The 14,000-nt window shown below is 59.4% G+C and carries 11 protein-coding genes and 1 pseudogene; 10 read left to right on the forward strand and 2 right to left on the reverse strand.

Translation table 11 applies throughout. The annotated features are described in order from the left end of the window. The first annotated feature begins 37 nt into the window (after nucleotides 1–37). The 7 genes and pseudogenes from ACTG2J_RS03130 (at nucleotide 38) to deoD (ending at nucleotide 7,277) form a co-directional block, all read left to right on the forward strand. Nucleotides 38–817, forward strand: coding sequence for a TatD family hydrolase (locus tag ACTG2J_RS03130; protein ID WP_270656970.1), 780 nt, complete (start codon nucleotides 38–40; stop codon nucleotides 815–817). Nucleotides 818–1,033: 216 nt separating this feature from the next. After that, nucleotides 1,034–2,308 (forward strand): NupC/NupG family nucleoside CNT transporter, encoded by a 1,275-nt coding sequence (locus ACTG2J_RS03135; protein WP_005340466.1) that lies wholly within the window; start codon nucleotides 1,034–1,036, stop codon nucleotides 2,306–2,308. A gap of 125 nt (nucleotides 2,309–2,433) precedes the next feature. Next, complete coding sequence (locus tag ACTG2J_RS03140; protein WP_005340467.1) at nucleotides 2,434–2,604, forward strand: XapX domain-containing protein; 171 nt, start codon at nucleotides 2,434–2,436, stop codon at nucleotides 2,602–2,604. A gap of 423 nt (nucleotides 2,605–3,027) precedes the next feature. Continuing rightward, entirely contained in the window at nucleotides 3,028–3,801 is a 774-nt protein-coding gene (gene deoC / locus ACTG2J_RS03145) for a deoxyribose-phosphate aldolase (RefSeq protein WP_113740112.1), read from the forward strand. A 109-nt stretch (nucleotides 3,802–3,910) separates the two neighbouring features. After that, the gene (deoA, locus tag ACTG2J_RS03150; protein WP_111901018.1) at nucleotides 3,911–5,242 is read left to right on the forward strand and encodes a thymidine phosphorylase; all 1,332 of its coding nucleotides are present in this window, start codon (nucleotides 3,911–3,913) and stop codon (nucleotides 5,240–5,242) included. A 14-nt stretch (nucleotides 5,243–5,256) separates the two neighbouring features. Beyond that, the gene (locus ACTG2J_RS03155) at nucleotides 5,257–6,465 is read left to right on the forward strand and encodes a phosphopentomutase (protein WP_021230981.1); all 1,209 of its coding nucleotides are present in this window, start codon (nucleotides 5,257–5,259) and stop codon (nucleotides 6,463–6,465) included. Between the two features lie 76 nt (nucleotides 6,466–6,541). Then, nucleotides 6,542–7,277: pseudogene (gene deoD / locus ACTG2J_RS03160) on the forward strand (purine-nucleoside phosphorylase). A 67-nt stretch (nucleotides 7,278–7,344) separates the two neighbouring features. Here deoD and ACTG2J_RS03165 read toward each other — a convergent pair. Next, nucleotides 7,345–7,965: a YtjB family periplasmic protein gene (locus tag ACTG2J_RS03165; RefSeq protein WP_005348965.1), complete on the reverse strand. Its 621-nt coding sequence runs from the start codon at nucleotides 7,963–7,965 to the stop codon at nucleotides 7,345–7,347. 120 nt (nucleotides 7,966–8,085) lie between these two features. Between ACTG2J_RS03165 and serB the strand changes: the two genes are divergently transcribed. Together serB and ACTG2J_RS03175 are read left to right on the forward strand one after the other, a co-directional pair. Then, a complete protein-coding gene (gene serB, locus ACTG2J_RS03170; RefSeq protein WP_113740113.1) occupies nucleotides 8,086–9,096 on the forward strand; it encodes a phosphoserine phosphatase SerB in 1,011 nt (336 codons plus the stop codon). Nucleotides 9,097–9,124: 28 nt separating this feature from the next. Further along, nucleotides 9,125–10,030, forward strand: a complete 906-nt coding sequence (locus tag ACTG2J_RS03175; RefSeq protein WP_110304068.1) for an alpha/beta hydrolase family protein — start codon at nucleotides 9,125–9,127, stop codon at nucleotides 10,028–10,030. Nucleotides 10,031–10,083: 53 nt separating this feature from the next. On the opposite strand, the gene ACTG2J_RS03180 is transcribed toward ACTG2J_RS03175, so the two are convergent. Continuing rightward, nucleotides 10,084–12,462 (reverse strand): PilZ domain-containing protein, encoded by a 2,379-nt coding sequence (locus ACTG2J_RS03180; RefSeq protein WP_064337329.1) that lies wholly within the window; start codon nucleotides 12,460–12,462, stop codon nucleotides 10,084–10,086. A gap of 100 nt (nucleotides 12,463–12,562) precedes the next feature. Here ACTG2J_RS03180 and radA point away from each other — a divergent pair, with 100 nt between their 5' ends. After that, a complete protein-coding gene (radA, locus tag ACTG2J_RS03185) occupies nucleotides 12,563–13,930 on the forward strand; it encodes a DNA repair protein RadA (protein ID WP_005340481.1) in 1,368 nt (455 codons plus the stop codon). Nucleotides 13,931–14,000: the final 70 nt, after the last annotated feature.

Here is a 14,000-nt window from a genome sequence, read left to right on the forward strand (position 1 = left end):
AATGACCCATTAAATACCGCAAACAGGTGTGAGTGATATGCAGCTGATAGATACCCATTGCCATCTCGACTTTCCGGTGTTTGACCAGGACAGGGAGGCGCTGCTGGCCCGTTGTCGGGCATTAGGGGTGACGGAGTATATCATTCCTGCCATCGCTGAGGATAACTGGACTCGTGTGATGGCACTGGCAGAGCAACATGACGGCCTCTTTTATGGTCTGGGCGTTCATCCCTGGTATGCCGGTGAGCAGCGGGAGGGGGTGATGGAGCGGCTGCGAACGCTGGTAATGAGCCAGCCTGCCGGGCTGGTGGCCATAGGCGAGAGTGGGCTGGACCTCCGTTCTCACGTGCCGCAAGAGGGGCAGTTTGCGCTGTTTGAGGCTCAGATCCGGCTGGCTGCAGATGCCGGGCTCCCCCTGATGATCCACTCGGTGCGTGCCAATGACACTGTGGCCAAGCTGTTGCGCCGCTTCAAGCCGCCTCGTGGCGGGGTGATCCATGCTTTCAGCGGTTCGTTGCAGCAGGCGGAGGCCTTCTGGCAACTGGGCTTTCGACTCGGGGTGGGCGGGGTGATCAGTTTTGAACGGGCGAACAAGACGCGAGAGGTATTTCGGGCCATGCCGCTCGAGGCTCTGGTGCTGGAAACCGATTCGCCCGATATGCCCTTACAAGGTGAGCAAGGCACCCGGAATACCCCGGAAGCGCTGCCGAAAATAGCGGAAATATTGATGACATTGCGGGATGAAGCATCGGCAGATGTTGCCAAGGTGTTATTTGAAACTGCCCGGCATATTTTCCATCACGACCAATTGCTATGAAACAATTTCGCAACACCTGATTTAGTTGTCAGGAAAAAAAATGAGCGTAAAAATCGTTTGCTGTCTAATTTTGTGACACTTGGACATTTTGATAACGATAAAATGTGACCAGCATTCTATTTTATCGGACTTTAATTAGTATAATGCGCTCCCCTTGATTAGTTGGGTTTAATAACAACTCACTAACAAGTCAGGTGCTACTAGAGGAAGATAATAATGAATTTGTTCATGGGTCTGGTAGGGATGGCGACGCTCGTCCTTATCGCGGTGCTGTTCTCCAGCAATCGCAAGGCAATCAACGTGCGTACCGTTGTCGGTGCGTTCGCTATTCAAGCCGGTCTGGGGGCGTTTGTTCTCTATGTTCCGGTTGGTCGCGATATCCTGGTCGGCGTGTCCGATGCGGTATCCAGCGTGATCAGCTACGGCCAGAACGGGATCGACTTCCTGTTTGGCGGTCTGGTCAGCAACAAGATGTTTGAAGTGTTCGGTGGCGGCGGCTTTGTCTTTGCCTTCCGTGTTCTGCCGGTCATCATCTTCTTCTCTTCCCTGATTGCAGTGCTCTACTACCTGGGCATCATGCAGATGGTCATCAAGTTGCTGGGCGGCGGTCTGCAGAAAGTACTGGGTACTTCCCGCACCGAATCCCTCTCTGCAACTGCCAACATCTTCGTCGGTCAGACCGAAGCGCCACTGGTGGTTCGTCCTTACATCGCCAAGATGACTGACTCCGAGCTGTTCGCCGTCATGTGTGGTGGTCTGGCTTCCGTTGCCGGTTCCGTACTGGCCGGTTACGCCTCCATGGGCGTGAAGATGGAGTACCTGATTGCTGCCTCCTTCATGGCTGCACCGGGTGGTCTGCTGTTCGCCAAGCTGCTGGTTCCCGAGACCGAGACCCCGAACTACGACGAAAGCTCTGCCGATGCCGAGCTGGATGACAAGCCTGCCAACGTCATTGACGCTGCTGCAGCTGGCGCTTCTGCCGGTATGCAACTGGCCCTGAACGTCGGCGCCATGCTGCTGGCCTTCATCGGTCTGATCGCCATGATCAACGGCATCTTCTCCGGTGTGGGTGGCTGGTTCGGTTATCCGCAACTCTCTCTGGAGCTGCTGCTGGGCTGGATCTTCTCCCCGCTGGCCTTCCTGATCGGTGTGCCTTGGAATGAAGCCGTGGTTGCCGGTTCCTTCATCGGTCAGAAGCTGGTAGTGAACGAGTTCGTGGCTTACCTGAACTTCGCTCCGTACCTGAAAGACGAAGTGCTGATCAACGGTGTGGCCATGTCCGATCACACCAAAGCGATCATCTCCTTCGCGCTGTGTGGTTTTGCCAACCTCTCCTCTGTTGCCATCCTGCTGGGTGGTCTGGGGTCCATGGCGCCGAACCGCCGCGGCACCATTGCACGCTTTGGTCTGAAAGCCGTACTGGCTGGCTCTCTGTCCAACCTGATGTCTGCCACTATCGCAGGCTTCTTCCTGGCACTGTCCGGCATGTAATCGCCGCCTGACTGACAGGGTATAAACACGAACGCCACGGCATCTGCCGTGGCGTTCGCGTATGGAGCGGTGACAACCGTTTTCCTATCTAAACTAATAATAAAATGAGTCAAATCGGAGGTTATATGAATGAAGTGCTACTGGCGATGGTGGCCGGCTTTATAGTTGGTTTGTTGTTTTCTTTCCTCAAATTGCCGATCCCGGCGCCTCCCGTTTTGTCCGGGGTAATGGGGATCGTCGGGGTCTATCTGGGGGGATTGGCCTACTCATGGATCCTGACCCGTTTCTTTTCGTAAGGCTTTTTTAGACCTGGATTTGCCAGATGTGAGGTACCTCTGAAATTGGCAAATCCGGCTTGCAAACAGGGGGTATCTCGGCTGAAATAGGCGTTGCCAGCAGGGTGCTGGCAATGACTAATACTCGATGAAATCGGGTGTTGGCGGTCAAATGGAATTGATTGGGAAGTCGGGTCAGATGTTGTCGGCCTTTCTCAAGTCTTCATGGAACCAAGTCCGCACTTTTGTAAGAAAGTGACAGGGCTCTTGCCTTATTTACAGTCGCAGTGCCTGCAGGGTGTTTTGAATAGCATCCCGATAGTGCCGGTGCCTTCGCACTGTAATTCCATTCCCGTATAGCTGGGGATACTGCCTGTGCATCCATCGCTGGATGGTCTGGTGGTGCCCGGTTATCTGGATTAAATCGAGACTTTGGAGAACAGAATGACTGATCTGAAAGTGGCCGCTCAGCGCGCCCTGAACCTGATGGACCTGACCACCCTGAACGATGACGACACCGATCAGAAGGTGATCGACCTGTGCCATAAGGCCAAGTCACCGGCTGGCCTGACCGCCGCCGTCTGCATCTACCCCCGTTTTATCCCTATCGCTCGCAAAACCCTGCGTGAGATCGGCGCAGCCGACGTACGCATTGCGACCGTGACCAACTTCCCCCACGGCAACGACGACATCGAGATCGCCGTGGCCGAGACCCGTGCCGCTGTCGCCTACGGTGCTGACGAAGTGGACGTGGTGTTCCCGTACCGCGCCTTCATGGCTGGTAATGAACAGATCGGTTTTGATCTGGTCAAAGCCTGTAAAGAGGCCTGCGGTGCCAACGTGCTGCTGAAAGTGATCATCGAAACCGGCGAGCTGAAAGAAGAGGCGCTGATCCGTCGCGCTTCAGAAATCTGTATCGATGCCGGTGCCGACTTCATCAAGACCTCCACCGGCAAGGTGCCGGTCAATGCGACCCCAGAAGCGGCACGCATCATGATGGAAGTGATCAAGGCCAAGAATTCGAAAGTCGGCTTCAAGCCTGCTGGAGGCGTGAAAGATGCCGCCGTTGCCGGTCAGTACCTGGCCATGGCCGAAGAGATCCTCGGCAACGACTGGGTGTCCGCCCGTACCTTCCGCTTTGGTGCATCCAGCCTGCTGGCCAGTCTGCTGGCCACTCTGGGGCATGGCGACAAGCCAGCCAACACCAGCGGTTACTAATAGGTTGATGAGAGGGCGGACTGCTGTCCGCCCTGTTAGCCCCCACCATGCGGTGTGCGGGCAAGGATTCAGGCTTGTGTAACGCCAGCAATGGCGGAGGGAATGAAAGATGTTTTTGCCTCAAGAAATTATTCGCAAGAAGCGCAACGGTGAAGCGCTCAGTACCCAAGAAATTCAATTCTTCGTTCAGGGCATTACCAACAATACCATCGGTGAGGGGCAGATTGCCGCGCTGGCGATGGCGGTCTACTTCAAAGACATGACCATGGATGAGCGGGTTGCCCTGACCTGCGCCATGCGCGACTCCGGCATGGTGCTGACCTGGGATCACCTCAATCTGGGTGGCCCGATTGTCGACAAGCACTCCACCGGCGGGGTGGGGGACGTTGTCTCCCTGATGCTTGGCCCGATGGTCGCTGCGTGCGGCGGTTTCGTGCCGATGATCTCCGGCCGTGGCCTGGGCCACACCGGTGGTACCCTCGACAAGCTGGACGCCATTCCCGGCTACCAGACCTCGGTCGACAACGATCGTTTCCTGAAAGTGGTGAAAGAGGCGGGTGTCGCCATCATCGGCCAGACCGGCGATCTCGCCCCCGCTGACAAGCGTATCTATGCAGTACGGGACATCACCGCCACCGTCGAATCTGTCGCGATGATCACCGGCTCCATCCTCTCCAAGAAGCTCGCCTCCGGGCTGGAAGCACTGGTGATGGATGTGAAAGTGGGCTCCGGCGCCTTTATGCCGACTTTTGAAGCCTCCGAAGAGCTGGCCAAGAGCATTGTGGCCGTGGCCAACGGTGCCGGCTGCCGCACCTCTGCGCTCTTGACCGATATGAACCAGGTGCTGGCCTCCAGCGCCGGTAACGCGGTGGAAGTACGTGAAGCGGTGCGTTACCTGACCGGTGAATACCGCAACCCGCGCATCCACGAAGTGACCATGGCGCTGTGTGCCGAGATGCTTATCTCTGCAGGCTTGGCCAGCGACGAGCGCGATGCCCGCGCCAAGCTGCAGGCGGTGCTGGATAACGGCAAGGCGGCCGAGATATTCGGTCGGATGGTAACAGGTCTCGGTGGCCCGGCCGATTTCATGGAGCGTTACGACGCTTACCTGCCCAAGGCAGCCATCGTACGCCCGGTTTTCGCGGCCAACAGCGGATTCGTGACCGCCATGGATACCCGCGAGCTGGGTCTGGCCGTGGTGGCGATGGGCGGTGGTCGCCGCGCTGCCGGTGACAAACTTGATTATGCGGTCGGTCTGACCGACTTTATCCGCTTGGGTCAAAACGTCGATGCTGACAAGCCGATCGCGATGATCCACGCTCAGACTGAAGAGCAATATGCTCAGGCTGCCAGCATGGTGCAGGCGGCTGTCCGGATTGGTGGCGAGCGGCCGGAAGCACTGCCTGAAGTGTACCGCCGTATCACCCTGGCCGATTTGTAACAAGGGGAAGACCCATGAAACGTACCTTTATTCTGATGATGGACTCTTTCGGTATTGGCGCTGCTGCCGATGCCGACAAGTTCGGAGATGTGGGCGCCAACACCCTTGGCCATATCGCCAAGGCGTGTGCGGCAGGTGAAATTGAAGGCCGCGGTGCCCTCAATCTGCCCAACCTCAACAAGCTGGGTCTGGGCCACGCTTGCGAGCAGGCCTCCGGCTACTTCCCGGAAGGGCTGAAGAAAGATATCGAGGTGGTCGGTGCCTACGGCTTTGCGCAGGAGCTCTCCTCCGGCAAGGATACCCCGTCCGGTCACTGGGAGATCGCCGGTGTGCCCGTACTGTTCGAGTGGGGCTACTTCAAGGATCACCACAACAGCTTCCCGCAGGAGCTGCTGGACGCCATCGTCGAGAAGGCCGGTCTGCCTGGCTATCTGGGTAACTGCCACGCTTCCGGTACCCAAGTGCTGGACGATCTGGGCGAAGAGCACATGAAGACCGGCAAGCCGATCCTCTACACCTCTGCCGACTCCGTGTTCCAGATTGCCTGCCACGAAGAGACCTACGGCCTCGAGAAGCTCTATGAGCTGTGCCACATCGTGCGCGAGCTGCTGGAGCCCTACAACATCGGCCGCGTGATTGCGCGTCCGTTCGTAGGTACTGGCAAGGGCAACTTCAAGCGCACCGGCAACCGTCACGACTACTCAGTGCTGCCGCCGGCGCCGACCGTGCTGGATTACATGAAAGATGCGGGCGGTCAGGTGGTCTCCATCGGCAAGATTGCCGACATCTATGCCCAGCAGGGCATCACCAAGCAGGTGAAAGGGACCGGTCTGACCGAGTTGTGGGATCGCACGCTGGAAGAGGTGAAAGCGGCCGGTGACAACACCATCGTCTTCACCAACTTTGTGGACTTCGACTCCTCCTACGGCCACCGCCGTGATGTTGCCGGTTATGCCGGTGCGCTGGAGTATTTCGATTCCCGCCTGCCGGAGTTGTTTGAGCTGCTGCAAGATGGCGACGTGGTGGTGCTGACCGCTGACCACGGTTGCGACCCGACCTGGGGTGGCACCGACCACACCCGCGAATACATTCCGGTGCTGTTCTTCGGCAAGCCGGTCAAGGCTGGCTCCGTCGGTCGTCGCGAGACCTTTGCCGATATCGGCCAGAGCATCGCGGCTTACCACGGCCTGCCGAAACTGGCGTACGGTACCAGCTTCCTGTAATTTACCCGCCCGCCACTTCGGCGGCGGGCAATTCATAAAACAATAAAACTCAACCTAGTGTGAAGGAATCAAGAGAATGGCAACTCCTCATATCAATGCGAAAGATGGCGCCTTTGCTGATACCGTACTGATGCCGGGCGACCCCCTGCGCGCCAAGTACATCGCTGAAACTTTCCTGGAGAACGTCGAGCAGATCTGCGACGTGCGCAACATGTTCGGCTTTACTGGTACCTACAAGGGCCGTCGTATCTCCGTGATGGGCCACGGCATGGGTATCCCGTCCTGCTCCATCTACGCCAAAGAGCTGATCACCGATTACGGTGTGAAGACCCTGATCCGCGTGGGCTCCTGTGGCGCTGTGCGTGAAGACGTGAAACTGCGTGACGTGGTGATCGGTATGGGTGCCTGCACCGATTCCAAAGTAAACCGTCTGCGCTTCAAGGATCACGACTTCGCTGCCATCGCCGACTTCGACCTGGTTGCCAATGCCGTGCAGGCCGCCAAGAACAAGGGCGTTGCCGTGCGCGTCGGTAACATCTTCTCTCCGGACCCCTCCATGTTCGACCGACCTGTTCTACACTCCGGACCCCTCCATGTTCGACGTCATGGAAAAATACGGCATCCTGGGTGTCGAGATGGAAGCCGCCGGTATCTACGGCGTGGCCGCAGAGTACGGTGCCAAGGCACTGACCATCTGCACCGTCTCCGACCATATCCGTACCGGTGAGCAGACCACCTCTGAAGAGCGTCAGCTGACCTTCAACGACATGATCGAAATCGCACTGGACTCCGTCCTGCTGGGCGACAAGTAATTCCCTTGCGAATAAGAAACGGCGGCCTTCTGGCCGCCGTTTTTGTATCTGCTCACTGGTTGTGCCATCAATTTTCCGGAGGCGGCGCGGGGGGCGTACTCTTTTTCTTGTGCTTGCGCACCCGCATGTAGTTACGGCGCACGCCGTAGGAGATGAGCACTCCGGCCAGCAGGGCGACCAGCAGCATCAGCCGCTGTTTCTCCTGCACCACCTTGAGCCGGGTGTCCTTGTCTGCCAGCATCTGCTGCTCTTCCAGGGTGATGCGCAGGAAGCCGATGGTCTGCTCGCCATCCCGGATCTCCTGCACGAACTGGATCCGCCCCTTGCCCTGCTCCGGCAGCGACTTGTTATCGCTGCCGATGGGCAGCAGGCTCTCCAGCGGCACCGCCTGCTCAGACTGGGCGAGGGGAATGCCGCGTCCGTCGTAGAGGGTGGCATCGAGGATCTCCGGCTCCGCCGCCAGATCCCGCGCCAGCCGCTCCAGCTCGCTGCTCTTCTCCTCCTTGATCCAGCGCTTCATGTCTCGGGCGGCATAGGCGACCAGCGCCTGCGCCCGGTTGCGCGCTTCGCTGTGCAGCGAGGCTTGGCTTTCACCCTGCATATGAATAAGCACACCGAGCACCCAGCATCCGAGCAGGATACCGGCACCCAGGCTGAGAACACGTTTGATGGGAAGATGACGCTGCAAGCGCGAGACCTCATGGTAACAAGGAGTGGCGGGATCTTGGCGCTTGCCTGTACAAAAAGCAATACGCTACTCTGGGCCAGCATTGTTAATCCCCTGATCACCAAGGAAGGCGTATCCCTTATGTTGTTGTCCCGGCTCCCCCCTCTGTTATCCGATTGGCCCGCGTTGTTGTCCGGCTCACCCTGTTGGCAGCTCCACGCAGATGCGTTGCAACCGACAGAGACTCCGCAGGCTGGCGGCTGGTTGGTGCTGTTTGGCAAGGGGCTGGGCGCATCCCATCTGGCGTGTCTGTCACCTTTGTTGGCTGCACAGGGGTTGGCGGCCACCCTCTATCCTCCCGCCGAGGTGGCGGGCGTGCCGTTGCTGCTGCTTGGCTGCGATCGCTTCTCTTCCGAGCTGGTGGCCGAGCTCAAGAACGGTGAGTGGGAGATCGATCTCTGCCATCTGCCCGCGCTACCGACCCTGAAGGAGCCCGGCCTGCTGGTGATGGACATGGACTCCACCGCGATCCTCATCGAGTGCATCGACGAGATTGCCCGGCTTGCCGGGGTCGGCGAGCAGGTGGCGGCAGTGACGGCCGCAGCCATGCAGGGCAAGCTGGAGTTTTCCGACAGCCTGCGCAATCGGGTGGCCCTGCTGGCAGGGGCGCCGGTCACCATTCTCGACGAGGTGGCGGCATGGATGCCCTGGATGCCGGGCTTGCAGCTGATGGTCGATACCCTCAAAGGGGCGGGTTGGAAGGTGGCCATCGCCTCCGGCGGTTTTACCCGTTTTGCTGGCCAGTTGCAGCGCGATCTGGGGCTCGATGCCATCTTCGCCAACGAGCTGGCGGTGGAGGGGGGCCAGCTGAGCGGCAAGGTGAGCGGGCGCATCGTTGATGCCAGCGTCAAGGCCAAGGTGTTGCAGCAGCTTGCTCAGGAGTACGGCATTGCTGCCGCTCAGACCGTGGCCATCGGCGATGGTGCCAACGATCTCAAAATGATGGGGATCGCGGGCCTTGGCATCGCCATTCACGCCAAGCCGCTGGTGCGGGCGCAGGCGGCGGCCACCCTCAATCATCACGATCTGGAGGGGGTGATCTGCCTGCTGGCGGCGCGGGCCTGTAGCGAGCAACGCTGGGACAAGCGCTGACAGTGTTTCAAGGAGGAAACCCATTAAAATGGAATTGTTGCAGCAGTCTCTGTTTATCCCCTGTGGTGGCCATCAATTGCATGTGCGCCACATCAAACCCCGGGTCGCCGTGCATGGAGAGCCGATCCTGATGGTGCACGGCGCCATCGAGAATGGGCGGATCTTCTATACCGAATCGGGCAAGGGGCTGGCCTGCTTTCTGGCCCGTCACGGCTATCAGGTCTATGTGGCTGATCTGCGGGGGCGGGGGCTCAGCACTCCGGCTATAGCCGAGCAGGCAGAGCACGGTCAGCATGAGCTGATCACCGAGGATCTGCCCGCCCTGCAGCGCTGGATTGCCGAGCGCCATCATGGCTTCAAGGTTCATTGGGTGGCCCACTCCTGGGGCGGTGTCATTATGGCCTCGACCCTGGTGCGCTTCCCCGAGCTGGCGGAGCAGGTGGCCAGCCTGCTGTTTTTTGGCACCAAGCGCGGCGTGTCGGTGCACAATCCCGAGCGTTGGCTGAAGGTGGATCTGATCTGGAATCGGCTGGCCCCCTGGCTGGCCCGCCGCCGTGGGTTTCTGGCTGCTCGCACTCTGAAGATCGGTGCTGACGACGAGCCGCTGCGCTATCTGCAGGAGACCATCCCCTGGGTCAAGTGCGGCCCTTGGCAGGATCCTCACGACGGTTTTGCCTATGACGAGGCGGCGGCACGGGTCAACTGGCCACCGCTCTGGATGATTTCGGCCAAAGCGGACAAGGTTCTGGGTCACCCGACCGATGTGCGCCGCTTCAGCGACGAGATGGGATCGGCCACGCGTCACACCCGATTGGGGCGGGATAACGGCAACCGCCTCGATTATGACCACATCAATATGCTGACCGCCCCGCAGGCCCAGGAGGATCACTTTCCCCAGATCCTCGACTGGCTGCTCAACCCGCAGGCGGCATGACAAAAAACAGGGCGCCTCGAGCGCCCTGTTTCATTTCTGTCTGTTCCGGATCATCAGTTCAGTGGCGGCGTGATGCCAAAGCGGAACAGGGTGGCCTGGGTGGTATCGGTCAGTTCTCCTACCCCCACCACGCTCCAGAGCTCCTCTTCCAGCTTGCGCGCCTTGTGGATGGCGAACTTGGCGATGTAGTCCAGCTCGTTGGCGATGAAGTTGGTGTCGGGCCGTCCGGTACGGGAGATGCCGACCAGCACCGAGTAGAACTCCCCCTGTTGCTGCGCCAGCTCGATGAACTGACGCTTCTCTTTGACGTTGGCAAAGCTGCTGGCTAGCCGGCTGCTGAAGATGGGCAGGCCGGCCTTGGTCTGGATGCTGGCGATATAGACCTCGTCCTCTCTCGGTTTGTCCTCCCGCTCGATGGCGCGCAGCGGGTTCATCAGCAGCTCCTTGAGCAGCTCCCCCTGAAACAGCGGATAGAGGTTCTCCTGCTCCGGCAGCTCTGCACAGGCTTGCAGCAACCGCTGCAGACTGCGCGGTTGCAGGGATTTGCCGATGGAGGCCGGTTTGGGCGCGCCTTTCAGCTTGTTGACGTAGACCGGCGAGTTGAACAGGTGGTGGGTGTAGATGTTGCGCAGTGCCCGCGCCAGCCCGCGATAGCGACGCTGCTCCTGCGCCGCCTTGAGCTTGTTCTGGTTGCTCTCGATCAGCAGGCTGAAGAACTGGCGGCCGGTATGGCGATCCGAATCTCCTTCGATGCAGAGGTGCAGCACGGTGCGGGTCATGTTGAGGCTGACCAGCCGGTAGGAGAGGCGCTGCAGATCCATGCTCTTGGAAAGCTCCTGCAAGCGGGGCAGGGCGATGGTCACCACATCGTTTTTCTCGCCGATAAAGGCATCTTCCAGCTCGATTTGCAGGCCGTGAGTCGAGATGTCGCGGGTCCAGCCGATCCAGGATTTGCCGTTGTGATGGATGGCGACCGCGGTCTTGTGGATGTAGCGCGACTCCTTACGAAGCTGAACATAGTGCAGGGTCTCGATCTCGAACGGGGCAACCCCCTGCTCGTGACCAAAGCGTTGCAGCTCGTTGGCGTTGTTGCTGACCCCTTCCTGATGGAACTCTTCCCGCTGGGACTCCAGGCCGATCTCCTGCAGCAGGCCGCAGTAGCCGATCTGCTTGAGCCGCTCGAGCAGCAAGATATCTTGCAACTGCGGGTTGTCCTGCCCCTGCAGTTGCCCCACATCCGCCTCGACCAGATCGCATGCCTCCAGCGTGAACTTGTAGACACGCCAGCTGGGCCGGCGTGAGCCCACCTGGAAGAAGAGGGCGGTGAGGCCACTCTGGCGCAGCTCCTCTGCGGTGGCGGAGAAGAAGTAGATGTGGCTGCGTACCGTGTGGGTAAAGCAGTAGATGATGGTCTCGGTGGTGGTGCCGGGGGCCGGGCAGAGCCGTTTCATCCGCTCTGCGCTGAAAAGCCCCGCGAGGGCATCGCGATTTTTTTCATCGCGCCAATACTCCAGCAGGTGCTGGTTGTTTTCCGTACGCAGGGCTATCTCGAGATTGGGGCTGTCGCCGGTGCCGAAGAAGAGCGGCATGCCGGTCATCCGCGGCAGGTAGAACTGCTCATACCCCTTGATGATGGCGGCGGAGAGCAGATAGTCGACGCTGACCCGATAGCGGATCTTGTTGGCGTCGATAAAGTCGCTGAGGAAGGCATCAAAGGCTGGCTGTTCGCCGGAGCGCACCAGTCGCAGCCAGTATTTCCCCTCTTTGCTCTCTTCGCCGAGGATCTGATAGCCGACCGGCTGGTGCAGCACCGGATTGGGGGTGTCCCGCTCCAGTCCGGTAAAGAAGACCTCCACTTGGGCGCCGGTGTGATAGCTCGGCAGATAGGGAACCGAGACCCGCATGCCACCCAGCGAGAGATCTGAACTCTTGGCGAACAGCTTCTCTCCGTCCTGAAACTTGATCAGCACCGGCGAGCTGAAGTGCATCCGCTCCTGGCGGCGGCCGTAGTAGCTGGCAAAGGCGATGGTGTTGACATCATATTGCCGGAAGGGACTGGCAGGCGGCGACAGCTGACCATCCACGCGGGCGTTGTGGTGCTGTTTTTGCCACTGTTGCAGCGCCTCGTAGACACCGAGGGTATAGATATCGCGGTAGAGATAGCACTGGGACTGGAACAGGGCAATCGCATCGGCGGGCATGAAGTGAGTGATGCCGTCGAACTCATGCACCAGGCACTCATCCTCCAGCTCATCGCGCATGTCGATGACCCTGCGGCAGGGGGAGCACTTGCGCTTGAGCTCCATCTTGATCAGAAAACGGCTGTTGCTGTTTTCCTCCTGGGTCATGCGGTTGAAGATCTCCTCGAAATCTTTCTCCCGCAGCAAGGGGACGAGTTGTTCAATCAGATGTTGCTGGTGTTCTGAATCCATTTGTTCCTGCCACGGAAAGTCACTTTTCCGATTCTGGGTTTGATCTGTCGGTCGCAAACAAGTATATCAAGCAGGAATTCATCCTGTCCCCGAGTTATCAATGGCCAAAAATAAAACTGCTTATGTTTGTTCCGAATGTGGTGCCGACTTCACACGCTGGCAAGGTCAATGCAGCGAGTGCAAGGAGTGGAATACCATCACCGAGGTGCGCCTCGGCTCGGTGAGCCCCGCTGGCAAGAGTGCCCGTTACACCGGTTATGCCGGCGCGGTCGGCAGTCAGGTACAGACACTGGCAGAGATTGCCACCACCGAAATTCCCCGTTTTACCTCAGGTTTCAAGGAGCTGGATCGGGTGCTTGGTGGCGGTGTGGTGCCAGGCTCGGCCATTCTGATCGGCGGCAACCCGGGGGCGGGCAAGTCGACCTTGCTGCTGCAAACCATGTGTGGTCTCGCTGAACGGATGAAAACCCTCTATGTCACTGGTGAGGAGTCGCTGCAGCAGGTGGCGATGCGGGCCAACCGCCTTGGGCTGCCCACCGACAAGCTGCGGATGCTCTCCGAGACCAGCGTCGAGCAGATCTGTCTGATTGCCCAGCAGGAGCAGCCGCAGATCATGGTGATTGACTCCATTCAGGTGATGCATGTGGCGGATGTGCAATCGTCCCCCGGTTCTGTCTCGCAGGTGCGCGAAGCGGCGGCGCTGCTGACCCGCTATGCCAAGCAGAATCATGTGGCCATCTTCATGGTGGGTCATGTGACCAAGGATGGCAGTCTGGCGGGCCCCAAGGTGCTGGAGCACTGCATCGACTGCTCTGTGCTGCTTGATGGTGGCCATGACTCCCGTTTTCGTACCCTGCGCTCTCACAAGAACCGCTTCGGTGCGGTCAACGAGCTGGGGGTTTTTGCCATGACCGAGCAGGGGATGCGCGAGGTGAGCAACCCCTCCGCCATCTTCCTCAGCCGAGGGCAGGAGCAGGCGCCCGGTTCCATCGTCATGGTGATCTGGGAGGGCACCCGGCCGCTGCTGGTGGAGTTGCAGGCGCTGGTGGACTACTCTCAGCTCTCCAACCCGCGCAGGGTGGCGGTGGGGATGGATCACAACCGGCTTGCCATGTTGCTGGCGGTGCTGCACCGTCACGGCGGGCTGCAGATGGCGGATCAGGATGTCTTCATCAACGTGGTCGGCGGGGTCAAGGTCGAGGAGACCAGCGCGGATCTGGCGCTGCTGCTGGCGATGGTCTCCAGCTTCCGGGACCAGGCGCTGCCCAAGGATCTGGTGGTGTTCGGCGAAGTGGGCCTTTCCGGTGAAATTCGTCCGGTGCCGTCCGGCCAGGAGCGGTTGCAGGAGGCGGCCAAGCATGGCTTCCGTCGCGCCATCGTGCCGCACGCCAATGCCCCCAAGCACCCGATCGAAGGGATGGAGGTAGTGCCGGTCAAGAAGCTGTCTGAGGCACTCGAGGCGCTGTAATCTCTCAGCATTGCAATCGAGACAACAGCACAACGGAAAAAGAGCGCCTCGGCGCTCTTTTTTATGGGCT

It is taken from the genome of Aeromonas sp. 6P (genome assembly GCF_051919525.1).
In the GTDB taxonomy this organism is placed as follows: Bacteria; Pseudomonadota; Gammaproteobacteria; order Enterobacterales; family Aeromonadaceae; genus Aeromonas; species Aeromonas veronii.